The organism is Bradyrhizobium sp. Kon69 (genome assembly GCF_055807515.1).
This window is the reverse complement of sequence record NZ_JBVVOS010000004.1, coordinates 183,502-204,940: the sequence shown is the minus strand read 5'-3', so window position 1 is coordinate 204,940 and position 21,439 is coordinate 183,502. Positions and strand designations below refer to the sequence as shown.

At 61.6% G+C, this 21,439-nt stretch carries 21 protein-coding genes; 4 read left to right on the top strand and 17 right to left on the bottom strand.

What is annotated here, in order from left to right; translation table 11 throughout:
• Positions 1-231 precede the first annotated feature (231 nt).
• From AC0L3U_RS07380 to AC0L3U_RS07370, 3 genes are all read right to left on the bottom strand, one after another.
• A complete protein-coding gene (locus AC0L3U_RS07380) occupies positions 232-1,614 on the bottom strand; it encodes a DUF2254 domain-containing protein (RefSeq protein ID WP_473361239.1) in 1,383 nt (460 codons plus the stop codon).
• Between the two features lie 84 nt (positions 1,615-1,698).
• Complete coding sequence (locus AC0L3U_RS07375) at positions 1,699-2,451, bottom strand: PRC-barrel domain-containing protein (protein ID WP_473361238.1); 753 nt, start codon at positions 2,449-2,451, stop codon at positions 1,699-1,701.
• Between the two features lie 74 nt (positions 2,452-2,525).
• Positions 2,526-2,810, bottom strand: coding sequence for a BA14K family protein (locus tag AC0L3U_RS07370; protein WP_338014054.1), 285 nt, complete (start codon positions 2,808-2,810; stop codon positions 2,526-2,528).
• Between the two features lie 361 nt (positions 2,811-3,171).
• On the opposite strand from AC0L3U_RS07370, the gene AC0L3U_RS07365 reads away from it, so the two are divergent.
• Both AC0L3U_RS07365 and AC0L3U_RS07360 read left to right on the top strand, forming a co-directional pair.
• Positions 3,172-3,549: a response regulator gene (locus AC0L3U_RS07365; protein WP_473361237.1), complete on the top strand. Its 378-nt coding sequence runs from the start codon at positions 3,172-3,174 to the stop codon at positions 3,547-3,549.
• Between the two features lie 216 nt (positions 3,550-3,765).
• A complete protein-coding gene (locus AC0L3U_RS07360) occupies positions 3,766-3,939 on the top strand; it encodes a DUF1328 domain-containing protein (protein ID WP_007607434.1) in 174 nt (57 codons plus the stop codon).
• 99 nt (positions 3,940-4,038) lie between these two features.
• On the opposite strand, the gene AC0L3U_RS07355 is transcribed toward AC0L3U_RS07360, so the two are convergent.
• A complete protein-coding gene (locus tag AC0L3U_RS07355) occupies positions 4,039-4,851 on the bottom strand; it encodes a Crp/Fnr family transcriptional regulator (protein WP_473361236.1) in 813 nt (270 codons plus the stop codon).
• Positions 4,852-5,221: 370 nt separating this feature from the next.
• On the opposite strand from AC0L3U_RS07355, the gene AC0L3U_RS07350 reads away from it, so the two are divergent.
• Positions 5,222-5,935, top strand: a complete 714-nt coding sequence (locus AC0L3U_RS07350) for a PRC-barrel domain-containing protein (protein WP_473361235.1) — start codon at positions 5,222-5,224, stop codon at positions 5,933-5,935.
• A gap of 147 nt (positions 5,936-6,082) precedes the next feature.
• On the opposite strand, the gene AC0L3U_RS07345 is transcribed toward AC0L3U_RS07350, so the two are convergent.
• From AC0L3U_RS07345 to AC0L3U_RS07285, 13 genes are all read right to left on the bottom strand, one after another.
• Positions 6,083-6,382: a cytochrome C oxidase subunit IV family protein gene (locus AC0L3U_RS07345; RefSeq protein ID WP_473361234.1), complete on the bottom strand. Its 300-nt coding sequence runs from the start codon at positions 6,380-6,382 to the stop codon at positions 6,083-6,085.
• The gene (locus tag AC0L3U_RS07340; RefSeq protein ID WP_473361233.1) at positions 6,379-7,023 is read right to left on the bottom strand and encodes a cytochrome c oxidase subunit 3 family protein; all 645 of its coding nucleotides are present in this window, start codon (positions 7,021-7,023) and stop codon (positions 6,379-6,381) included. The genes AC0L3U_RS07345 and AC0L3U_RS07340 overlap by 4 nt, the downstream gene beginning before the upstream one ends.
• Positions 7,020-8,693, bottom strand: coding sequence for a cytochrome c oxidase subunit I (locus AC0L3U_RS07335; RefSeq protein WP_473361232.1), 1,674 nt, complete (start codon positions 8,691-8,693; stop codon positions 7,020-7,022). Before AC0L3U_RS07335 ends, AC0L3U_RS07340 begins: the two co-directional genes overlap by 4 nt.
• Positions 8,686-9,627, bottom strand: a complete 942-nt coding sequence (coxB, locus tag AC0L3U_RS07330) for a cytochrome c oxidase subunit II (protein WP_473361231.1) — start codon at positions 9,625-9,627, stop codon at positions 8,686-8,688. The genes AC0L3U_RS07335 and coxB overlap by 8 nt, the downstream gene beginning before the upstream one ends.
• Positions 9,624-10,397 carry an SCO family protein gene (locus AC0L3U_RS07325; RefSeq protein ID WP_473361230.1) on the bottom strand — a complete coding sequence of 258 codons (774 nt, stop codon included), beginning with the start codon at positions 10,395-10,397 and terminating at the stop codon, positions 9,624-9,626. The genes coxB and AC0L3U_RS07325 overlap by 4 nt, the downstream gene beginning before the upstream one ends.
• Positions 10,394-10,798, bottom strand: coding sequence for a hypothetical protein (locus AC0L3U_RS07320; protein ID WP_473361229.1), 405 nt, complete (start codon positions 10,796-10,798; stop codon positions 10,394-10,396). Before AC0L3U_RS07320 ends, AC0L3U_RS07325 begins: the two co-directional genes overlap by 4 nt.
• Positions 10,788-11,708 carry a hypothetical protein gene (locus tag AC0L3U_RS07315; RefSeq protein WP_473361228.1) on the bottom strand — a complete coding sequence of 307 codons (921 nt, stop codon included), beginning with the start codon at positions 11,706-11,708 and terminating at the stop codon, positions 10,788-10,790. The genes AC0L3U_RS07320 and AC0L3U_RS07315 overlap by 11 nt, the downstream gene beginning before the upstream one ends.
• 143 nt (positions 11,709-11,851) lie before the next feature.
• Positions 11,852-12,382 carry a c-type cytochrome gene (locus AC0L3U_RS07310; RefSeq protein ID WP_473361227.1) on the bottom strand — a complete coding sequence of 177 codons (531 nt, stop codon included), beginning with the start codon at positions 12,380-12,382 and terminating at the stop codon, positions 11,852-11,854.
• Positions 12,379-12,897: a DUF3341 domain-containing protein gene (locus tag AC0L3U_RS07305; protein WP_473361226.1), complete on the bottom strand. Its 519-nt coding sequence runs from the start codon at positions 12,895-12,897 to the stop codon at positions 12,379-12,381. The genes AC0L3U_RS07310 and AC0L3U_RS07305 overlap by 4 nt, the downstream gene beginning before the upstream one ends.
• Positions 12,894-14,261: an NrfD/PsrC family molybdoenzyme membrane anchor subunit gene (nrfD, locus tag AC0L3U_RS07300; RefSeq protein WP_473361225.1), complete on the bottom strand. Its 1,368-nt coding sequence runs from the start codon at positions 14,259-14,261 to the stop codon at positions 12,894-12,896. Before nrfD ends, AC0L3U_RS07305 begins: the two co-directional genes overlap by 4 nt.
• Positions 14,258-17,113: a 4Fe-4S dicluster domain-containing protein gene (locus AC0L3U_RS07295; RefSeq protein ID WP_473361224.1), complete on the bottom strand. Its 2,856-nt coding sequence runs from the start codon at positions 17,111-17,113 to the stop codon at positions 14,258-14,260. Before AC0L3U_RS07295 ends, nrfD begins: the two co-directional genes overlap by 4 nt.
• Positions 17,101-17,754: a cytochrome c3 family protein gene (locus AC0L3U_RS07290; RefSeq protein ID WP_473361223.1), complete on the bottom strand. Its 654-nt coding sequence runs from the start codon at positions 17,752-17,754 to the stop codon at positions 17,101-17,103. Before AC0L3U_RS07290 ends, AC0L3U_RS07295 begins: the two co-directional genes overlap by 13 nt.
• 27 nt (positions 17,755-17,781) lie before the next feature.
• Positions 17,782-20,076, bottom strand: coding sequence for an FdhF/YdeP family oxidoreductase (locus AC0L3U_RS07285; protein ID WP_473361366.1), 2,295 nt, complete (start codon positions 20,074-20,076; stop codon positions 17,782-17,784).
• Positions 20,077-20,392: 316 nt separating this feature from the next.
• On the opposite strand from AC0L3U_RS07285, the gene fdhD reads away from it, so the two are divergent.
• Positions 20,393-21,226, top strand: coding sequence for a formate dehydrogenase accessory sulfurtransferase FdhD (gene fdhD, locus AC0L3U_RS07280; RefSeq protein ID WP_007607465.1), 834 nt, complete (start codon positions 20,393-20,395; stop codon positions 21,224-21,226).
• The last annotated feature ends 213 nt before the right edge of the window (positions 21,227-21,439 follow it).

The following is a 21,439-nucleotide window of genomic DNA, read 5'->3' as shown; positions in this document are numbered from 1 at the left end:
TCCGGACCACGGAGCGCCGTTGGCTCGGGGAGGCGATGAGCTCAAGCGACCGTGAGCAGCCCGAAGAGATGGGCAATTCGTTTCTGCTCGGCTCTTGATTTCGGGGTCATACGCATTCTCAACGTATGTGTTCGCTGCCTATCATAAAGACCTGCGGATCGCTCGGCGCAGTTGCCGTGTTGACGATATGGCTCTGGGTCGCCGCCTATTCCGTCCTGGCTGGCGCCGAACTCAACGCTGAGATCGGAAGGCGACCGCCTCAGCGATAGCCTTTGGCGGCTCATCGTCGCCCGCTAGAGGCAAGACCTGTTCGGTGAATTGCCCCATCGGACCTGCCCGGACCATCAGAGCAAACAGCTGATGTCGACGTTCGACATCCTCCCTGTCGCTGCGAGCGGCAATCAGGCGACGAGCGTCCGCAATGACGAGGTCGGCGTGGTGGGAGAGCGCCGAGAGCCGGGTGGCATCGCGCTCGCAGCTTGCGACCTGGGTCATCACCTCGATCATTCGGATCGATATTGCAGGCTGGGCGCCTGCACTTTGCCGAATCATATGGAACATCGTCCCGAGCAATTGATCGTATTGCACATGCGGCACCACCAAAACCGGCCGACTTCCTCTGATCGACACTCCTGATGGCAGATGCAGGGGTACGAGATCGCAGAGCGCCGCACCCAACCGATCCAGGACCGAGAGCGCGGTGTGTGGATCGTTGATGCCAGGCGAAAGCGCCCTCACCGCGACTTCTACGAGTTGTCGAACGGCGAAGCGCAGATCGGAAGAAGTGCTGCTTGTTACGCCCAGCGCCGTCGCATTCCGGATAGCCGCTTCGGCACCGTCGACGGGAGGATTAACCAGAGCGACGGTCGCTCCTGGAAAAACATAGTCGCCGGGGCCGATCAACAGCCGAATGGTGGCTCTATGCTTGGCCGCCCAGGTGGCCAGGCCCTCTTCGTCCAGATGCTGCAGATAACCGCGCCGCGAGTCCTTCAGAGGCAGGGAGCCGATCCAGTACTCGCCCGGCGGAGGCTTCGGCTGCGGATCCTGGACCGTTAGCTGGCGCATAGCGCTGCGGAGGTCTTCACTGACGAGTTCGACGACAGTTTCAACGTTGATCCGGCCGGCGACGTGACCGACGAAGTAGACGAGCGTCGCCACACAAGCCAATGCGAGCAGAATTCCCACGCTTAGTGATAGATGAGGGACGAAGCCCCCCTCGGGCTCTGTCCGGATGCTTCTCAGCACGACGAGAGCGTAACAGAAGGTGCCGAGCAACATCCCCAGCGTGAGTTGATTGCCGCGATCGCGAGTGAAATTGCGCAGCAGTCGCGGCCCCATCTGACCTGCAGCGAGAGACAACGCGGCAATGGTGATCGAGAACACGGTTCCCGCGACACCGATCGTCGCGCCGGCTACGGTGCCGAGCAGGGTGCGAGCGCCGGTCGCGCCGCCGTCGTACATCCAACTCTGTAGATTTGAGAGGTAGACCGTGTTGCTCTGGTCAATATGAACGAGGGTGAAGGCGCCGATCAGGCTGCAAAGCACCGTGACCATAGGCACCAGCCAGAATGTCTCGCCAAGGTCAGCCAGCAGTTTTTCAGCGCGGGCGAGCATATTTTGAGCCGCATAACCACATCGAACCTGGAACCAACAGCCGGGAGGTGGAGCGGTTCCGCCCAACCGCTCCACCTCAGAAGATTACCCGTTGCTGGGGTACTTGAATTCAGGCGCCGACTTCAACTGGTCGGCCGTCGTGTCCATGGTCGCGGTCCACTTGTTGGCCGCATGATCGAACTTCAGATTGATTGCCGAAGGCCGCACTGCAACGTAGTGGTCGCCAAGGCCCAGGAACCCTCCCACCGAGAGGATATAGCCGTCGATGCCGTTCTCGTTTAGCGCGACGTCCTTGATCGTGCCAATGTCCTGTTTGGCGTTGTTGTACACCTGCAGACCCATCAACTGCGAGCTCAGGCCGTCCTTCGGCGGCACCGACGTGAAGGCTCCGCCCGGGCGATCCGAAGTTGCGTTAGCGCTGTTGCTGGATGAGTTTGAATTCGAAGACGACTTCTGCGCGTTAGCGCCGACCGTTTTCACCTCGGCGAACGTATTTGGACCAACGAACATTGTCACCGGATTTCCTGATCGATCCCTGGCCTCCACCAGGAACGACTGCGGCCGTACCTTGACGTCGGTGAAACCTGCCTGTTGCAGGTCGTTGACCATCTGTTGCCGAGTGCTCGCCTGACCAGGGTCGGACTGAATCGCGTCTGCCTTGTTGCCCCCCTTGTTTGCCATGCCGTTTTCAGCGCGTTGGTCAGCCGACTGATTGCGGCTCGAGTTCTGCACGGCGCTATGGTCCACGGGACCGGTAGCTTGCGGGGCGCTTTGCGCCATCGCAAGCGATGATGCGCCGACAAGAGCTGCCGCCGCCAAGAATGAGGTCGCTTTCATGTATGGATCTCCTTGCTCGAGTTCAAAAGTTGATGGCGTCCGTAACGGCCCGCGCCGGCAGAACGCCGTCTTGCTCAGGGACATGGATGCCGTATGCCGTCGTATCCCATGTAAGTCCCGGAGCTCGGGTCGTACGACTTATATCGCTGGGAGCAGTAGGCGTTGTTCTCGGCAGCTTGCGCCCGGCTGTTGGCGACGGCGCTTCCAATCGCCGCACCTGCCACGAAGCCACCTAACGCCGGACCCCAGCCGCGGCTATAGCGGTGCCGGTATCCGTCACGCCAGTGATGACGATGCCAACCGTGGTGGCGGCCATGCCTCCATTGAACTTCCACCAGGCTTGCGTGGTTCTTGGCCATCCCGCTCGCGGCCAACATCGGTGCGGCTTGCGCAGTAGTTCCGACCGGAATCGCGAGTGCCAATACGGCGACGGCAACGTACCATCTGTTTGCTTTCATAAACTCATCTCCGCGGTTTTCATTACCTGAAGAAAATGCGCGAGCTGCGGTGCCGTTGCAGAGACAGTTGGTACGTATGTGTACCCCGCCGGGAGCACCTGCTTCCTGCAGCAGCGGCAAGGCCCGGTCGAAGCACCACTGGCCCCGTGCGGCAGCGGACCAACTTATGCGGTCTGCAATCCGGCTCCGGGTTGATCACCGCGGCATCATCCATACGATAAGCAAGACTCGCAGGACTTGCCGCAAAGTCATTGGAGTCCCAATGCGAATAGCCATAATCGAAGACGAATACTTCATCGCCGACGATCTCGCGGTCGAGATCCGACGCCGCGGTCATCAACCAATTGGCCCGTTTGCAGAGCTAAGCCCTGCTTTCCATGCAGCGGCTAACACAGCTATCGATGCGACGCTTCTCGACGTTGACCTGCACGGGCGGCCCTCGTTCGAATTCGCAGATCTCCTCTTGAACAGAAGCATCCCCTTCCTGATCTACACGGGATACAGCCGCGAAGTGATACCCAGCCGATTTGCCCGGTACGTGGTTGAAAAGCCGATTCCAATTCGTGATGTGGTTGATCGCTTGTGTCGCCATGCGCTTGTGCACGGCTCGCCGCGGGACTGGTATGGCGTTCGTCCGTAATTGCCGCGACAGGGGCCCATAGTGTTGTGGCTTGGCGTCTGACGTAGCGCGTACGCAGGCGCGCCGACCTTCTGCCGGGCATAAAACGTTCTGATCGGAACGCCGAATGCCCAGAACGATTGTCGCTAGGCAAGCCCGGAGCACCTTCGCAGTGGGTGTGCTTCCGAACCGGACTTGTGCATACCTCGACTGTAAAGAGGGCCGTAGGAGCTTGGCATGCTGAAGTGGGCGTTGATCTTCTTTGTGATATCGATCGTGGCCGGATTGCTCGGGTTCAGCGGAATCGCCGCTGGTGCATCCACCATCGCCAAGTGGCTGTTTTTCGCGGCTGTTGCGATTTTTCTGGTGTTCGTGCTCCTCGCCTTCTTTGCGGGGGAGGTGATTCTTTAGCGCTGATAAACGGGCGCTCGGCACGTCCAGCAACAGCGAGCACTGTGATCCGCACGCGGCCCCACTTCGACTGGAGACGCGCGCCTTTTGAGCCATCCATCACGAATTGCTTGTCCGCCGAGCGTTGGCTGCATTAAGAGAGTTCTCATGTGCGGATAATATCACGCGACTGCAGTTGCAGGACAATTGCTCGAGTTGCGATTGATCCAGAATCTCGACTTGGGCGCGGCCTTGCTTGATGATGCCTCGCGCTTCCATTTCGCCCATTGTCGACGTGATACCTGCGCGCCGAACCCCAAGGGCCTGTGCAATGCATCGATGCGTGAGCGGGATTTCGCGGGAGAACAATTTATCCCCCGCAACGAGAAGCCACCGAGCCAATCGTTGCTGCAGGCTGTGACGCGAGTTACATGCAGCGAGCTGCGAGCTTTGGATCAGGGTGGCCTGCACGTAGCGCAGCAACAGCTTCTGGATCTCGACATCGCCCCTCACCAGCTCAATCAAAGCATCTGCCTCGATGCGCAAGGCTCTCCCGGGAACCTGAACCATGCAACGGTGAGGGGAAACGCGCATGCCAAGGATCAGGGGAATGCCGATGAAATCCTTTGCTCCGACAGTCTGTATCTCGACCGGGAGGCAGTCTCCGGCTCTGGCCGTCAGCGAGGCCGCGCCATTTTCAAGAAAATAAGCATTTTGCAGCAGCACATTGCGTTCCTGCAGCATTTGTCTCGGTCGCAGCGTTACTTCGTCGCAGAGTTCGACTAGCCGGCTGCGTGATGAGTGTGGAAGGCGGCGCACCAGATCGTTCGTGGCATGGTTCGCGTGCGGCGCTTGATCGCGCTCTCGTGACGGCGCGAGAGATGGCGTCCGACCGTGCGTTGGCAGGACGTTTTCGAGTTCGTTGCTCAGCATTTCGCGTCTCCTTGGAACGGCTATCCACCAAGATGTGGGGCGCGCGCCGGCCTCCTCACAGTCGGGCTGAAGGTGAAGACTCGTCAGGAGAAACCTGACCTGGTCCTCAAGGCCTGGATCGTGAGCTTGCCTCTGATCGCGAGCAACGAATGAAGTACGTCGGCCGAGGCATGTAATAGCCTTGCCTGAATGTGCACGCGTGGATCTGCGGTGCGTTTCCCAAGGGCGGGCCGGGTACCCGATTGGTCGCTGCACTTCCTTCTTGGCACGGCAGCGGACCGTTCACTCGACCGGCGGCCAGAACTTTGCGCATCGGAAACGATTATACGATCAATGGTGATGTTGGCACGACGGATCGCAGGAGCACTGAATGGGCGTAAAGAGCGGGATCACCCTTGCATTTGTCATAGGTACAATCTCAACCTCCGTTCTGTTGGGTCCCGCATGGGCAGAGACAGCGACGCAGGCTACGACGGAACAGTCGGCGCAGTCCCAGCAGTTCGTCAACACGGTCTATAATGGATACCGTGCGTCGCGACTGCTTGGGAGCGCGGTGTTCTCGCTGAAAGGTGAGTATTTGGGAGCCGTCCGGAACGTGACCTTGGCAGACGACGGGCAGATTGATTCTTTGCTCGTCGAAGGCTTCAGAACGAAGGATGAGCCGGAGTTCATCTCCCGAATTCCCTTCAACCGGGTGCTGCGCCCGCTTCATGAAGGAGCTATCGTGGCCGACTTTTCCGATTTGAGGTCGCGAGAATACGGCCTCTTTGTTGACCCTGATCAGGCGCAAGCAGAGCCGCACGAATTCTCGGTCTCCAAGGTCATCGGAGACTATGCGCGGCTGCAGGCAGGCCAAGGCTATGGCTATGTCTCCGATCTCGTTTTCGACAGCGGGGGAAAGCTCGCGGCCGTTGTGATATCCCGCGAGGCGTCCGTTGGCGGAGGGACGTATGCCTTTCCGTACCCGGGTCAAACGGGGCGGTGGAGCCCGAAGCTAAGCTATTATGGCCTACCTTACGTAACGGCAGAGCAAGCAAACAAAGCGGGTCTGCGGCTCAATATGAAGGAGTTTCAGAACTCGTGAGCCACCAACGTCCGCCTAATGGTCCCCGGAGAGGCGCGCGGCTTTACGAGCGAACTGGTGCAGTCACGCCTTTGAGCGCAGCGAAAGTTCTCCTCTCCGAAGCTTGCGTTCGAGGGTGGCTGCATCAGAGCGCTTTGCTCCCATGCGTTAGATGCGTGCGAGAACATCAGCGAAGGTCAATGCGAACATCGCGATCACGAAAACAAGCCCCGAGATCGCCGCGATCCGGACCAGCGGCTTCGCTGAGGCGAGTTCCATGAAGAGCAAGACGACGAGGGTCGATTTCACCCCCGCAATGATGATGCCGCTGGCTGTTGTCATTCGGCCCATGGGAACGTAGGCGGCGACGAGGCTGAGCACGAGGAGTGCGAGGAGCGCTGCCCAGATCAAGAGGTTCCTCGCCCATAGGCGGCGCACAATACCACCTGATTCGCCCTGCCTGCTCATGATGCGCGCCCCGGCAAATAGATCAGCGGATAGAGGAAGATCCATACGATATCGACCAGATGCCAGTAGAGGGCTGTGACCTCGATTTCGGGGTTGTCTTTGGCCGGAAGTTGGCGCCGGAGCAGCACCCAGAACAAGCGGCTCACGAGAGCAATGCCGATGGAAAGGTGGATCGCGTGGACGCCCGTGACCAGCCAATAAAATCCATAAAACAGCTGCGCTCCGGGCTGAGACAATGCAAACCCGGCTCCCGGTACGAGCTGCTTATCGATGTCCTCCTTGTATTCGAATCCCTTGATGACGATGAACGCGAGCCCGAGCATCGCCGTGAGCATGAGGCACACGAGGACGAGCCGTCGCAGTCGCGCAGACGCTTCGGACGCTTGCGAAGCCATGGCCATGGTGAGGCTGCTCGTCAACAGCACGGCGGTATTGATCGTGCCGTACCAGATATTTGTCTCGCTCCCGGCTGCAGCGAACGCTTCTGGATGCTCGATTCGACAAACCGTGTAAGTCAGCATCAGCGCCCCAAAGAACAGCGTCTCGCTGGCGAGGAAGACCCATATGCCGAACTTGCCTGCCTCGCGCTGCCGGCCGAAATCCAACCAGGGTTCTCTCAGCAGTGCGCTTTCGTCGCTCATCGCGTTTCTCTTGCGTTTTGCATTTCGGGAGGATCGGTTCCAGCCGACATGCCTTCGGCGTGGTAATCATAAGGCCCGCGATCTACGCGGGGCTGCCTGTCAAAATTCTTCGGGGGAGGCGGTGAACTCGTGGTCCACTCCAGGCCTGTCGCACCCCAAGGGTTCTTCGCGGCCTTTCCGCCGTAGAACAGGGACCAGGTGAGATATCCCAGAGGCAACAAGTAGGCGATGGCGAGGACCGCTGCTCCGGCAGACGACATGACATTGTAGATCTGAAACTCCGCCGGATAGGTATGATAGCGGCGTGGCATGCCGAGATACCCGGCAAAGAATTGCGGCAGGAATGTCATGTTGAAGCCGGCATACATGAGGATGGCCGCGAACTTCGCCCAGCTCTCCGGATAGAGCTTGCCCGTGACCTTCGGCCACCAGAAGTGGAGCCCGGCAAAGAAGGCGGACACCGATCCGCCCACCATGATGTAGTGGAAGTGCGCGACGACGAAGTAGGTGTCCGTGACATGGATGTCCACCGGGATCGAGGCAAGGAACAGCCCGGAGAGCCCGCCGGTCGTAAACAGACCGACGAAGCCAAGCGCATACAGCATCGGCGATTCGAAGCTGATCTGACCGCGATACAGCGAAGCGGTCCAGTTGAAGACTTTGATTGCCGACGGCACGGCGATGATGAAGGACAGGAAGGAGAACACGAGGCTGGCCAGGGCCGACTGTCCGGAGACAAACATGTGGTGGCCCCAGACGAAGAACCCGACGCCCGCAATCGCAAGCATGGCATAGACCATGAAGTCGTATCCGAAGATCCGCCGCCTCGCGAAGCATGGGATTATTTCGGACACGACGCCCATCGCCGGCAGGACCATGATGTAAACCGCCGGGTGCGAGTAGAACCAGAACAGGTGCTGGAACAGGATCGGATCGCCGCCGCGCGCCGGATCGAAGATCGGCAAGCCCAGCACGCGCTCAGCGATCACGAGCAGGAGCGAGATGGCGAGCACCGGCGTGGCAAGCACCATGATCAGCGACGTCGCGTAGATCGCCCAGACGAACAGCGGCAGCCGGAACCAGGTCATGCCGGGAGCACGAAGCATGTGGGTGGTCGCGATGAAGTTCACTCCCGTGGCGATGCTGGCGAAGCCGACGACGAACACGCCGGCGGCGGCCGCGAAGACGTGGGTGTTGGAAAACATCGACGAATAAGGCGTATAGAACGTCCAGCCGGTGTCGACGCCACCGGCGACAAGGGCATAAACGGTGAAAGCGCCGGCAGCGACGGTCAAATACCAGCTGAAAAGATTGAGGCGCGGAAAGGCGACGTCAGGCGCCCCGATCATCAGCGGCAGCAGGAAATTGCCGAACGTATTCGGGATCGACGGCACCAGGAAGAACCAGACCATGATGATACCATGGAACGAGAACAGCTTGTTGTAAGTGTCCGACGTCAACAGCCATCCGTTCGGCTGGAACAGCTCGAGCCGAACGGCGGTGATTGCGGCGCCTCCCAGAAAAAAGAAGAACGTGATGGTGATCGCGTAAAGGATTGCAATGCGCTTGTGGTCTGTCGTGGCAAGCCAGGACGAGATCGTCGAGCCGTGGCGCAGATAATCGGGGCGCGGCGGCAGAGGCAGCTCTCCGGCGAGCAGGGCGTCAGTCATTTTGCTGTCCCTCCCCGAGCGAGCGGATATAGGCGGTCAGGCTCTGGATCTCTCCGTCGTCGAGCAGCCCTTTGAAGCTCGGCATGATCGGCTCGAACCCGGCCACGACGTCGCGTTTCGGCTGCAGGATCGAATCGCGGATGTAGGCATCGTCCGCGGAAACGGTGCGTCCATCCGCCAGCTGCACGGGGCGGCCGTAAAGACCCGCCAGGCGCGGCGCGTGGACGTTCGAGGAGCCGGCATGGCAGCCCGAGCATCCCCGCGATACGAACAGCCTGGCGCCCTCATGAGCAAGGTCGTCGCCCTCCGGCTGCTGCACCAGCCATTTGGCATAGTCATCCTGCCGCATGACCACGATCTTGCCGCGCATCATGGAATGGTTGGTGCCGCAATATTCAGCGCAGAGCAGTGGAAAGGTGCCGGTTTTGCTGGCCTGGAACCAGAGATCGGTGTCGCGTCCGGGCAGCACGTCCTTCTTGACCCGGAACGCGGGGACGAAGAAGGAATGGATCACGTCCTGCGAGCTCATCAGGAGATGGACTGGTTTATCCAGCGGCACGTGCAGGGCATTGATCTCACGCGCGCCGTTTGAATGCTGCGTCTTCCACATCCACTGCTTGGCGACGACGTGAATTTCAAGTGCTCCCGTGGGCGCGGCAAGGCTGCTGAGGTCAGCAGAAGATGCCCACCAGAATAGGAAGGCGAACGTCAGCAACGTCGCGACCGTCCAACCGATTTCGAACTCGCGGCTGAGAATCTCAGGCATCGGGCCGCGCTTGGCAGCTGATCCGCGGCGGTACCGGACAGCAAACAGCAGGATGAGGCCGAACACGAGGACCACGGTCGCGCCGGACAGGACGAGCAACAGATAGAAGATGTGGTCCACCGTGACGGCGTGCGTGCTCGCTTCCGGCAGCCTGAACAGCGAGTTCATGCCGACGCTCCGCGACCTCTGCTGCGGACCAGCATCAGTCCGATGAAGGCGGCCATGATGGCAACCGTGGAGGCCCCGACAATCTGCAGAATGACGGTGATCCTGCCGGTGTAGATGCCGTGCGCCGCGTCAAATCCGTAGCAGAGCAGCGCGACGCGGCCGGAAAGTCCGCCGATCCGACCGTCACCGGCTTCCAACAGAGCGAGGCGAATATCAACGGGCTGCAGCGCGAGGCTGGACAGCGCGCGGACGACCCGTCCGTCGGGCGCGAGCGTGACGAAGGCTGCCGGATGCGCAATCGCGTCATGCTTGTCGTCGATTTCGGTATGGTAGCCGATTGCACCGAGCAGCGCGGCAACGGTCTCCTTCGGTCCTGACAGGACCGATGTTCCCGCGCCCCCGATCTGCCCCTGGGTAAAGCGGCGGGCGTCGTCAATGGTGTCGCGCGGATCGATTCCGACAACGACAAGGCTGTAGTCGCGTCCTGCGACAAGCCCGGTTTGCTGCAGCGCTGAGCTTGCGATTGTCAGCGCCGGCCCGCAAATCTGCCTGCAGGTGAAGTCCGCTGGAAGGAGCAGGGTCGGACGTCCGTCGATCGCATCGCGAAGGGTGACGGTGTGGCCGCCGACTGCGCTGAACTGCAGCGATAACGGAACGCGCGCGCCCTGAGGAGGATCGAAGCCGACGCGCCCGATCTGCTGCTCGGTCAAACCGGCATGCGCGAGCCCCGGCCAGAGCGCAAGCGCCAACACAACGATGGCCTGCCTCATGGATTGCCCCCACTTGCACCGGGCGGAGGGGCAGGCGTAGGTTGAAGGGCGTCATAAGCTTGATCGCCCCGTCCGGCAACGAGCTGCATCGCCTCATCGATCGGGATGCTGGCGATGTTGTGGTCGCGATCGACCCAGGCATAAGCGGTGAGCCTGGCACGCTGCGCGGCCTCGAACCGGGTCAGGTCGGCCTCCGGAAAGGTCTGGAGCTCGGGCGAGGGAAACCGGCGCTCTGCGCGCAGGGTGAATGCGCCCGGCGCTTGCGTATTCAGGAACAGCAGCATTCCCGCAATCGCGGCACCCACGAAGAGCAGGAAGCTACCCACGACGACGAGAACGGCACGGTTGTGAATGCCGGCCGGTTGCGGGAGCGCGCGGCTGCCCATCTCCTCATGCGGCATGGCGCACCTCCGCGGATGCGATGCCCTGCCCAAAGAGGACAGAACCTATCGTCAAGGTCAGGAGAGCGCCCAGAGCCGTGAGTGCAACAGGAGCTTGCGCCGCAAATGCGGGCACTAGCAGCCAAGCGAAATGCATGACGGTCCCGAAGAGCAGCAAAAGGCCGATGATGCGCAAGCCTGCAGGGCTGCCGCGCACGCCCTCGAACAGCAACATCGCAAATGGAAGAACGGCTCCGGTGACGAATGTCACGAGCAGAATGCCCATCCATGCGTCCGTGCTGCGCCTCAGGAACCACTCGGCCTTGTGAGGCAGATCGCCGTACCAGGCCACCACATATGTCATGTATTCGAGGTAGACGACGCCCAGCACTGTCGCGATCAAAAGGCTGCCGATGTCGTTCAGCGCTTTACCCTCGAAATAGGAGGCAAGCACGGCAACAACGGCAAGCGCAGCGACCAACTGCTGTATCGCGATCATGGAGGCGAAGGCAGTGGAGACGTAATGAGGTTCGAGGGAGAGGAACCAATCGACAGCAACCATGCTGATGGTGAAGCCGAAGAACGCAAGTCCGAGCGCCGCCAATAGCCGCCCACCGAGTCCGAGACCGAAAGTCACTCCGAGCACGGACCATCCGATCAATGCGATCACGGCACGCAGGACAAACCATGGCTGGCCGAGGTACCAGCGCGCAATGTCGGGCTTGATCTGGCTGGCACCCGCGGCCCAGGGGTAGATGTCAGTCAGTCCGGCGAGAACGGGGATGAAGGCGATGGCGACGAGGGGCACCATGACTGCCAGGGGTCGCAGCACCGGTCCGGCCGCAAAGCCCCAGCGGCCGCCGGTCAAGCGATGAATCAGCAGGAGCGTCATGCTGCCGATGGGTGCGCAGCTCCAGATCGCAAATCCCAAGAGCCAGCCCTGGAGCAGGCTCGGATAAGGGCGGAGTCTCCCTGCCGAGAGCACGATGCCGGATGCGAGCAAGATCAACACGAGGCCCGCTGCGGTTCGCGGCGTCCCGATTGCTCTCAGGGCAGGGCTGCGGAGCACGGCGGTCACGGCAGCTTGCTCCTCAGGTCCGGGAAATCGGCGACGTCGGCGTGTTGCGAGTGCTGCAGCGCGCGGATATAGGCGACGATGGCCCAGCGGTCGCGCGGCTCGACGCGCGCAGCGTAGGAATACATCACTCCGTAGCCATGGGTGATCACGTCGAAAAAGTGCTGAGCATCGGCCGAGCGGAGGCGCGCGGAATGGTAGGAGGGGGGTGCGGGAAAGCCACGCTGCACGATCATGCCATCGCCGTGGCCGGAGAACCCGTGACACGGGGAGCAATAGATATCGTAACGCTCGCGGCCGCGGGCCAGCAGCGCCATGTCAACCGAGGGCGGGCTGGTGATCTGCTGCAAACGGTCGAGATCGCCCTGTGCAATGACCCCTTGCGGTAAGGCCTGGGCTTCGGTGCCATCCTTGAACAGCCCAGCCTTCGAGAACGTCCCATAGCGATTCTGCTGAGACATGGAATGATCGCCACAGCCGGCGAGCGCTGATGATAGCAACAACAGCCATGGCAGCGCGCGGGCGGTCATGGCGTGCTCAGCTCCGTGACCGCCACGGCGCCAGCGTCGCGGAGGATTGTCCTCAGCTCGTTCGGGTCGCCGTCAGAAGCGGCCAGCAGGAAGTAGCGGTCCTGCGTTGCGCGTTCGAAGCCCGGAATCTCGAACATTGCATCGTGCAGACGAGGCAGGCGGCACGACCAAAGAAAGGTGATGACGCCGGCGAGCGCCGCCGCGAGGATACCGACCTCAAACGGCACCAGCAGGAACACCTGCCAGGAGTTCAGCGGCCGGCCGCCGCTGTTGATGGGATAGTCGATCACGGCGCTGTACCATTGCAGTGCGAAGGCGAATGCTGCAGTTCCGAGGCCGCCGGCGAGCATCACGCCGCGAAGTGCGGATCGGTCCTGCCCAAGCTGTTCGGCGAGCCCCTCGATCGGATACGGCGTGAATGCTTCGAGTGCGGCGTGTCCCGCGGTAGGCACGCGCTGCAGGGCCGCTTTCAGCGCTTCACCGTCGAGAAATTCCGCCACAAGCTTGGCCGTCATGCCGCGGCCTCCTGATGGGCGAGCTCGCGCACGTCGAACATTGATATGCTCGGGACGAGCCTCACGAAGATCAGGAACAGGAAGGCGAAAAGGCCGAGCGGCGTGACAAGAAAGCTCCAGTCCCAGAACGTGAAGTGAAACGTCCGCCACAGGGATGGCATGTACCCGTGTGATAGCGTGTTCCAGACGATGAGAATGCGTTCGAGCCACATGCCTATGTTGATTGCGATCGCTATGGGAATCAGGATGACCAGCGACCGTCGCGCGAAGGGCCACCATAGCAACTGCGGGATGAGGCAGTTGCAGGCCAGCAAGGCCCAGTACAGCGGCGCGTAAGTTCCAGTGAACTCGAAGCGAACCACCTCACGGTCGGCATGCTCGCCGCCGTACCAGCCCATGAACCATTCCGTCGCATAAGAATAGAACATGACGATGGAGGCCATCAGCAGGATGCGGGCCATCACCTCGAAGTGGCGGCGGGTGATAATAGCCTGAAGGCTGAGGCCCCAGCGGATCGCCGCCGCCAGCACCACGACCATCGCGAATCCGGAGTACATTGCGCCGACGACGAAGTAGGGTGGGAAGATGCTCTCCTGCCAACCGGGCATCAGGCTCGCCGCGAAGTCGAGACCGACGATCGAGTGCACCGAGCAGACCAAAGGCACGCCGAGGGCGGCCATCGTGGTATGCAGTGTCTGCAACCGCGACCACTCGCGCGACGAGCCGCGCCATCCCAGCGCAAATGCGCCGTAGAGCAGTTGGCCGGCACGGCGGGGCGTGCGGTCGCGCATGGTCGCAAGGTCGGGGATCAGGCTGACATACCAGAACAGAATGGAGAACAGCAGGTAGCTGACGATGGCCCAGAAGTCCCACACCAGGGCACTGCGCCATTGCGGCCAAAGCGCCATGGTGTTCGGATATGGGGCGAGCCAATAGGCGTAGATTGGTCGACCGAGGTGAACGATGGGCATCAGCCCGGCGATCGCGACCGCAAGCAGCGTCATGGCTTCCGCGAAGCGATTGATCGAGGCGCGCCATCTTTGTCGAGTCAACAGCAGCATCGCCGAAATCAACGTGCCGGCATTGCCGATTCCGATCCACCAGACATAGTTGGCGATCGCGACACCCCAGACGATGGTGGAGTTGATGCCCCAGATACCGATGCCCTCGTAGAACAGCCAGGCGATTGCAACGAACAGCCAGATCACGAACGGCAGGGTGATAAGCAGGGCCAGCCACCATGCTTTCCCGAACCCGGTGAAGAGCGGATCAGTTACGGCCTGGGTGACTGCGGCGTCTCCTGCCCGCGCGGCCGAGATCCAGCGGTGCGCCGGGGGATGCTGGGGAAGGAGAACTTCGCTCATGTCCGCCTCTCCGGTTCCGAAGGTGCGGGATTGCGCACGTCGGCAAGATAGGTGGTGCGCGGCCGCGTGCCGAGGTGGCCGAGCAAGGCATAGTGGCGCGGGTCGGCTTTCCTGTGGTTGATCTCTGCGTCAGCATGGTTCAGATCTCCGAAGCTGATGGCGCGGGTCGGGCATGCGTTCTGACAGGCAGTCTGCACCTCGTGTGGACCGAGCGGCCGGTTCTCGCGTTCCGAGGCGCGACGTGCGCCGCTGATGCGCTGGACACAGTAGGTGCATTTTTCCATGACGCCGCGGGCGCGTACGGTCACCTCCGGGTTCTTCTGGCCGCGATAGGATTCCGCGCCGAGATTGCCGTATTCCTCACCGTCGGCATAACCGAAGAAGTTGAAGCGCCGAACCTTGTAAGGGCAGTTCGCCTCGCAGAAGCGGGTGCCGATGCAGCGATTGTAGACCTGCGCGTTCAGGCCTTCGCTGTCGTGGACGGATGCAGCGACAGGGCAGACAGGCTCGCAAGGCGCGTGCTCGCAATGCATGCACGGCACGGGCTGAAAGCCGAGTTGCGGGCTATCCGGCGTGCCATGATCATAGGCGTCGACGCGCATCCAGTGCATGTCGCGTCCCATGGCCACCTGCTCCGGCCCCACCACGGGAATGCTGTTCTCGGCCTGGCAAGAGAGCACGCAGGCATTGCAACCGATACAAACCGATGTGTCGATCACCATCGCCCAGGCATGGCCGTCGCCCGACTTCACGGCCGGGGGCATTAGGCTTGGAGGATCGGGATTTGCCGACGGGGGCAGGGATTTCCCGAGCCGGTATTGTGGATAGAGCTCGCGGACGTCCTCTGGCGTGCGAACGACGTTCTGCGTCGTGAGAATCGGCTCCCGGCGTCCTGTCCGCTTGATCGCAACTTGCGGAAGGCGCCAACTATTATCGGAGGTTCGGATCGTGTAGGCACTGACACCGACTCCATTGCCGATCGCGCCGGCCTTCTGCCGCCCCCCGCCGAGCGTGAGCGCGCCGACGCCCATGGCCATCCCGGGTTCAGTCAGCACGGACACCTCGATCGATCGGCCGTTCGCGGCGACCGTGGCGACGTCCCCGGATGTGAGACCGAGGCGCGTTGCCTCATCCGGATGCAGCGCGAGCGCATTGCCCCAGACCTGCTTGCTGAGCGGCTTCGGACACTCCTGGAGCCAGGCGTTGTTGGCGTAGGAGCCGTCCCACAGGCAAGCATCAGGGCGCAGCACCAGGCTGATCCCGTCATCGGGCTTGTCGTGGGGTTCGGCGACCGAGAGTGGCGGCAGGAGCGGAGCAGTGAGGGAGACAGCAGTGGCGCCGCTTGCTGCGATGATCCCTTCGTGCAGCACGCGCAGCCACCATGCCTCGAAATCCGCAGCGGCCGCGCTCCGCCAGGTCTGCCGCACCAATTCGTAAGGGCGCGCGTCCTCTGCGCCGGTCAGCCAGGCGAGAAGTTCGTGCTCGCTGAAGCTCTCGTAGAGGGGCCTGATCAGAGGCTGGGCGATGCTTGCCGTCCCGTCGCTGGCCCGCAGATCCGACCACGTTTCGAACCGATGACTTTGCGGAACATGCCAGGTGGCGATATCCGCCGTCTCGTCGGCATACTCCCCCATATGCAGGCGGAATGGCGCCTTTTCCGCCCGGGCCTTGAAGTGCAAATCGGCTGGTGCGTCATAGGCGGGATTGATGCCGATCATGACGAGCTGATGCACGCGTCCGGCATCGAGCTCGCCTGCGAGCTGTTCGAGCGATCCCGCCTGCTTGCCGGAAGGCGTACGATCAACGGGATCGATGAGCCGAATGGGCGCATTGAGCTTGGCATTGATCCAATGCACCAATGCGTGGACTTCCCTGGACATTGCCGGGCCCGCGATGACGAGCGCCTCACCCTTGTGCGAGTTCAAGTCGGCCATGATCTGCTGAAGCAGCAGGCGCTCGCGCTCCGGAAGTTCGGTTGGGCCTGTCACCGCGCCGAGCTCCCGTGCGAGGCTCGCCGCAAACCGCTCGATTACCTCGGGACGAAGCGCCAGACGTTCGTCCGCCTTTGCTCCGGTGAGCGTGAGTACGCTCTCAAGACAATAGAGACGCGAGAAGGCATTCGCGTCGCCGCGGCCGGTTGCGTAACCGCGGCCAATCCGAATCTGATCGGGGCCATGCCCGAGCGGATCGGCATCGAGCGCGACGATCACGCGGGCCTTTGCGAAATCGGCAATGCTGCTCACAGGCTGGCCATAAGCGAGCTGCGCGCCTTGTCGCGCGTTCTCGTCGTCCGTTGGATCGTAAGCGTGCCACGATGCGGCCGGGAACGCCTCAAGCAATTCGTCGATCTGGCGCAGCAGAGTCGGGGAGGTGGTGCGCCCGGTCAACAAGCGCAGGCCTTTACCCTGGCTGCTGCGGGCCTCGGAGAGTTCGGTCACCAGCGCTCGGTTCAACGCTTCGCGCGGCGCAATCGCGCCATCGTGCAGGATCGTGCGCGAGCGGTCGGGATCGTAAAGCGAAAGAACGGCTGCTTCAGCGAAAACGTCGGTGGCACCCAGGCTGCCCGGATGACGCGGGTTGCCCTCCACCTTGATCGGCCTGCCGTCGATCGAAGTCACGATCACGCCGCGACCGATCCCCGCCAACGCGAGCGTCGTCGCAAATTTCAGCGGTTCGCCGGGAACGATGCGCTCCGGCATCCTGACATAAGGCAGGATCTGCTCGTCGGGTTTGCTGCAGGCCGCGAGTCCACCGGCCATGCCGGTCGCCAGCAAGCTGAGCGCCTGACGGCGATTGAGCTTGCTGCGCCCGGCAGGATCGGGCCGCGTCGGCAATTCCTTCAGCGGTGGCATATCGTGCAGTCCGTCAAATGACCTGTGTTGATGTGATAGCCTGCGGCAAGCTTGGGCCCGACCTCGGCCTGGTTCTTCGGGGTCTGCCAGTTCGGATCGAAAACCGCCTCGCGAGGCCGCAGGTAGCGTTCAGGAGAGCGGTGGCAATCGAGACACCATTGCATCGTCAGCGGCGCGGCCTGGCGCATCAGCGGCATGCCTCCGACGTCGCCATGACAGGTGGTGCATCCGACACCTTTTGCGACGTGGACCGAGTGATCGAAATAAACGTAGTCGGGGAGGCGGTGGACGCGCTGCCATGCCAGCGGCTTGTTTTTAGCCAGACTCTCGCGCACCGGCGCCAGCATCTGCGCGTTGGTCCAGATTTGGGAGTGGCAGGTCATGCAGGTCTCGGTCGGCGGGATGCCGGCAAAGCGCGCCTTCTCTACAGAGGTGTGGCAGTAGCGGCAGTCGAGACCGAGGCCCGACACGTGATGCTCATGACTGAACGGCACCGGCTGATTCCGCGTGATGGCCTGGTTGGTCACGTAAGGGGATCGCATCACCTCATAGGACAACCCAACTGCAAGCACCGGCGCTGCTCCAATTGCCGCGATCATCACCGTCGCAATCGTGTTCGCGCCGGGGCGGAAAAGCTGCATTCATCGGCCCCCCTTCCGCGCCATCGCTCACGCGCGGATTCGGACCGGCACCGATTTAGCGGCCGGCGTCTTCGAATGGATGTCGTGGTGCGACAGCGGGATCAGGGGGTTCATTTCCGGATAGTAGGCCCCGACGCAGCCATCCGGCAGTTTGAACGGGGTCACCTTGAGAGGACCCACCTCGCGCAGGATGCCATCCTCTGCGTCGCTGACGAGGGAAACCATTTGACCTTCCTGAAGTCCGGCGCGTGCGATTTCGTCGGGATTCATCAGCAATACGTCCCGTGTACCCTCAATGCCTCGCATCCGATCGCTGTAGCCGTAGATCGTCGTATTGAACTGGTCGTTGCTGCGCATCGTGAGCAGCCGGAAGCGGCCGGGCGCATCGGAAAAGCCGGTCGAGGTGAGGGTTTCGGGCGCTGTAAACTCTGCCTTGCCGCTCTCGGTTTTCCAAATCCGTTCGCGGGCTGAATTGCCACGATAGAACCCGCCCGGCGTGAACATCCGCGCATTGAAGTCGTGGAATTCGTCCGGATAGGTCTCGGCAATCTCGTCACGGATGAGATCGTAGTTGCCGACCCATTCATCCCATTTCAGTTTGGGATTGGGGTTCAGGGTTGCTTTGGCCAGACCCGCGACGATCGCCACCTCGGATCTCAAGTGCTCGCTGGCGGGCTTGCGCAACCCGATCGAACCCTGGATACAGCTGAACGTATCCTCCATGGTAACGGCCTGCTGGCCGCTCGCCTGCACATCTTCTTCGGTTCGGCCGAGGCACGGCAGCAGATAGGCGGCCTTGCCGTGCACGAGGTGGCTGCGGTTGAGCTTGGTGGCAATCTGGACCGTCAGCTCCAGCCCGCGCCAGGCCGCTTCCATCTTCGATCGCTCCGGAATGGCGCGGACAAAATTTCCGCCGAGGCCGACGAACGCCTTGACCTTGCCGGCGAGGACGCCTTCGCAGGTCTCAACGGTGTTCATGCCTTTGTCGCGTGGCGGCTCGAATCCGAACTGCTTGGCGTATTTGTCGAGAGGGACCAATTCAGGCTTCTCGGAGATGCCGACGGTGCGCTGACCCTGGACGTTCGAGTGTCCACGCACGGGTGAAATGCCGGTGCCATCTCGCCCGATGTTGCCCTTAAGGAGCAGCATGTTGACGAGCATCGCCACGTTTTGAAAGCCGTGTACGTGCTGGGTCAGCCCCATGCCGTAGATCTCGATCACGCGATCAGCCTCGACATAGACCTGCGCGGCCCCCTCGATGACCGATCGGCTGAGACCAGATGCGCTTTCAATGTCGTCCCAGGACGTCGCCCGGACCTTGGCTTCGAACTCTTCGAAACCATGTGTGTGCTGCTCGACGAAGGGAGCGTCGATCACACGTTTGCCCTGCTGCTTGGCGGCATCGTCCGCCGCGAAGACGTGCTTGCAGATTCCGACAATGACCGCGATGTCGCCACCCACCTTCACTTGATGGTACTGGCTGCTGATTTGTGTGGTCTTGCCGGTCAGCATCTCCGTCGGATTCTGCGGATTGATGAAGACTTCGAGACCCTTTTCGCGGACGGGGTTGAACGTAATGATCTGGACGCCGCGCTTGGCAGCGTCCTGTAGGGGATGCAGAAAGCGCGGACTGTTCGACCCGGTATTCTGGCCGAAGAAGAACATCGCATCGCAGTTGCTGAGGTCGTCGAAGACCACGGTCCCAACGCCCGCCCCGATCAGCTTCTTGAGAGCGACTGAGGTTGTTTCGTGACACATGTTGGAGCTGTCCGGCAGATTGTTGTTGCCGTACACCCGTGCAAAGAGAGCATATAGGTAGGAGGTCTCGAGGCTGGCGCGCCCCGACGAATAGAACACGACCGATTTCGGATCGAGCGCCCTCAATTGCGATCCGATAGCATGAAATGCCTCGTCCCAAGAGCAGGGAACGTACTTATCAGTAGTGCTGTCGTAACGCAGTGGATGTGTCAGGCGCCCCTGCTGCTCGAGGTCATAGTCGCTCCATGACAACAACTCGGTTAGGGTATGCTCGGCAAAGAACTCCGGCGTACAGCGGCGCGACGTTAGCTCCCAGAGCGTTGCCTTGGCGCCGTTCTCGCAGAATTCGAAGGCATGATAATCCGCAGGTTTGGCCCATGAGCAGGAAACGCACATGAAGCCTTTCGGCTTGTTCTGCCGGCGAAGGGTGTTCAAGGCCGCGGGCGAATCCCACTCCTTGCCGAAGATCCGCGCTATTCCTTTCAGGGAGCCCCATCCGCCAGCTGGGCCGTCGTATTCAACCGTGTCGGGAGTGTCGTCACCAGCTTTGTTGGGTCGCGCCATGATCTTGCTTCTCTTCGGGAACCGGCCAGCCTGTGCATCGGCAACGTATGTTCCCCGCGCGGGTTCCTGACAGCCGCTTCTCGGCGGGACGGCGGCTTGAGCGGCAAGCGCGTAAAAAAAACCAGCACCTGCAAGACCATCGACGGACGGGCGACGCACGCATTCTCCGCTCAGGAAATCTGTGCACGGTGCCGTACCAAGGGAATGGTTTTGATCGCGCGATGTTGAACAGCGGGAGCGGGGCCCGACAATGGATAATGGCCAGGGAACGCGGCCCAATGGTTGAGGTTGCCAGAAGCCAACCTCGGAGCCGGATATGCAGGATCGTTGTACGCGCGACAAGCCGGAGCTGGTGTGGCGGGGGAGTCGCCCGATTCCGTCCTCACGCAAGGTCGCAGAGGAACGGCCGATCGCGCTCACGTACAACGGCTCGACTTACGCGGTGATGATGGCCTCTCCCGTTGACCTCCTGGATTTCGGCGTAGGCTTCAGCTTGAGCGAGGGCATTGTGGAGCATGGCGAGGACATCATCAGCATCGAAGTCGTCGAGCTCGAGCTCGGTTGCGAAGTACGGATCTGGCTCGACGACTCCTATGGTGATCTCCTCGCCAACAGGCGGAGGGCGATGGTCGGGCCGGTCGGCTGCGGCCTGTGCGGAATTGAGAGCTTGGAACAGGCTTGCCCGCGGCCGACGCGCGTAGTCAGCGAAGGCGGGTTTCGCCCGGTCGACATTCTGGAGGCGATGCGCTCCTTGCGACCGCTCCAGCCTCATAACCAGGCGACGGGCGCGATGCACGCTGCGGCCTTCTGGGACGGCCATGACATCCGATTGGTAAGGGAAGATGTCGGACGCCACAATGCGCTGGACAAACTCGCTGGTGCGGCGGCCAGAGTCGGGCTCGAAATGTCACGGGGGGCTGTCCTCATGACCAGTCGGGTCTCCGTCGAACTGGTTCAGAAGACGGCACGAATGGGCGTGCCGTTGCTCATCGCCGTCTCCGCACCGACTTCGCTGGCGATCGAGACCGCTGAGCGTGCCGGCGTGACGCTCGTCGCGGTCGCGCGCGACGATGGCTACGAAATATTTAGCCACGCCGGCCGACTGATCTTTGGAGAGGAGTTGGGTTCCGCTGCGCTGGGCCGGCTCTGACTTGCTTTCCGCAAGACCTTGGCAACCCAGCTTTGTCCCAGAGAACGTCGTGTGCCTTCGTTCGGTCTCGTGCCGACATCGCATCACTCAACTGTTTGGGTCGGAACGTCCGAAGCCCTCCAGCGCGTCGCTCCGAGCCGCCGTTCGGTTCGAGGAGAAGGCCTCAAATCAGGATGATGGAACGGAGAATAGGAGTAGTCCTGAAAAAGGAAC

What these genes read in the sequence shown, in the direction of transcription:
- AC0L3U_RS07305 (WP_473361226.1), bottom strand. Translation starts at nt 12,897, where the DNA reads ATGACGGCCAAGCTTGTGGCGGAATTTCTCGACGGTGAAGCGCTGAAA.
- nrfD (WP_473361225.1), bottom strand. Translation starts at nt 14,261, where the DNA reads ATGAGCGAAGTTCTCCTTCCCCAGCATCCCCCGGCGCACCGCTGGATC.
- AC0L3U_RS07325 (WP_473361230.1), bottom strand. Translation starts at nt 10,397, where the DNA reads ATGAGGCAGGCCATCGTTGTGTTGGCGCTTGCGCTCTGGCCGGGGCTC.
- AC0L3U_RS07310 (WP_473361227.1), bottom strand. Translation starts at nt 12,382, where the DNA reads ATGACCGCCCGCGCGCTGCCATGGCTGTTGTTGCTATCATCAGCGCTC.
- AC0L3U_RS07375 (WP_473361238.1), bottom strand. Translation starts at nt 2,451, where the DNA reads ATGAAAGCGACCTCATTCTTGGCGGCGGCAGCTCTTGTCGGCGCATCA.
- AC0L3U_RS07370 (WP_338014054.1), bottom strand. Translation starts at nt 2,810, where the DNA reads ATGGCCAAGAACCACGCAAGCCTGGTGGAAGTTCAATGGAGGCATGGC.
- AC0L3U_RS07360 (WP_007607434.1), top strand. Translation starts at nt 3,766, where the DNA reads ATGCTGAAGTGGGCGTTGATCTTCTTTGTGATATCGATCGTGGCCGGA.
- AC0L3U_RS07320 (WP_473361229.1), bottom strand. Translation starts at nt 10,798, where the DNA reads ATGCCGCATGAGGAGATGGGCAGCCGCGCGCTCCCGCAACCGGCCGGC.
- AC0L3U_RS07365 (WP_473361237.1), top strand. Translation starts at nt 3,172, where the DNA reads ATGCGAATAGCCATAATCGAAGACGAATACTTCATCGCCGACGATCTC.
- AC0L3U_RS07355 (WP_473361236.1), bottom strand. Translation starts at nt 4,851, where the DNA reads ATGCTGAGCAACGAACTCGAAAACGTCCTGCCAACGCACGGTCGGACG.
- AC0L3U_RS07380 (WP_473361239.1), bottom strand. Translation starts at nt 1,614, where the DNA reads ATGCTCGCCCGCGCTGAAAAACTGCTGGCTGACCTTGGCGAGACATTC.
- AC0L3U_RS07290 (WP_473361223.1), bottom strand. Translation starts at nt 17,754, where the DNA reads ATGCAGCTTTTCCGCCCCGGCGCGAACACGATTGCGACGGTGATGATC.
- AC0L3U_RS07335 (WP_473361232.1), bottom strand. Translation starts at nt 8,693, where the DNA reads ATGACTGACGCCCTGCTCGCCGGAGAGCTGCCTCTGCCGCCGCGCCCC.
- coxB (WP_473361231.1), bottom strand. Translation starts at nt 9,627, where the DNA reads ATGAACTCGCTGTTCAGGCTGCCGGAAGCGAGCACGCACGCCGTCACG.
- AC0L3U_RS07345 (WP_473361234.1), bottom strand. Translation starts at nt 6,382, where the DNA reads ATGAGCAGGCAGGGCGAATCAGGTGGTATTGTGCGCCGCCTATGGGCG.
- AC0L3U_RS07285 (WP_473361366.1), bottom strand. Translation starts at nt 20,076, where the DNA reads ATGGCGCGACCCAACAAAGCTGGTGACGACACTCCCGACACGGTTGAA.
- AC0L3U_RS07350 (WP_473361235.1), top strand. Translation starts at nt 5,222, where the DNA reads ATGGGCGTAAAGAGCGGGATCACCCTTGCATTTGTCATAGGTACAATC.
- AC0L3U_RS07340 (WP_473361233.1), bottom strand. Translation starts at nt 7,023, where the DNA reads ATGAGCGACGAAAGCGCACTGCTGAGAGAACCCTGGTTGGATTTCGGC.
- AC0L3U_RS07295 (WP_473361224.1), bottom strand. Translation starts at nt 17,113, where the DNA reads ATGCCACCGCTGAAGGAATTGCCGACGCGGCCCGATCCTGCCGGGCGC.
- fdhD (WP_007607465.1), top strand. Translation starts at nt 20,393, where the DNA reads ATGCAGGATCGTTGTACGCGCGACAAGCCGGAGCTGGTGTGGCGGGGG.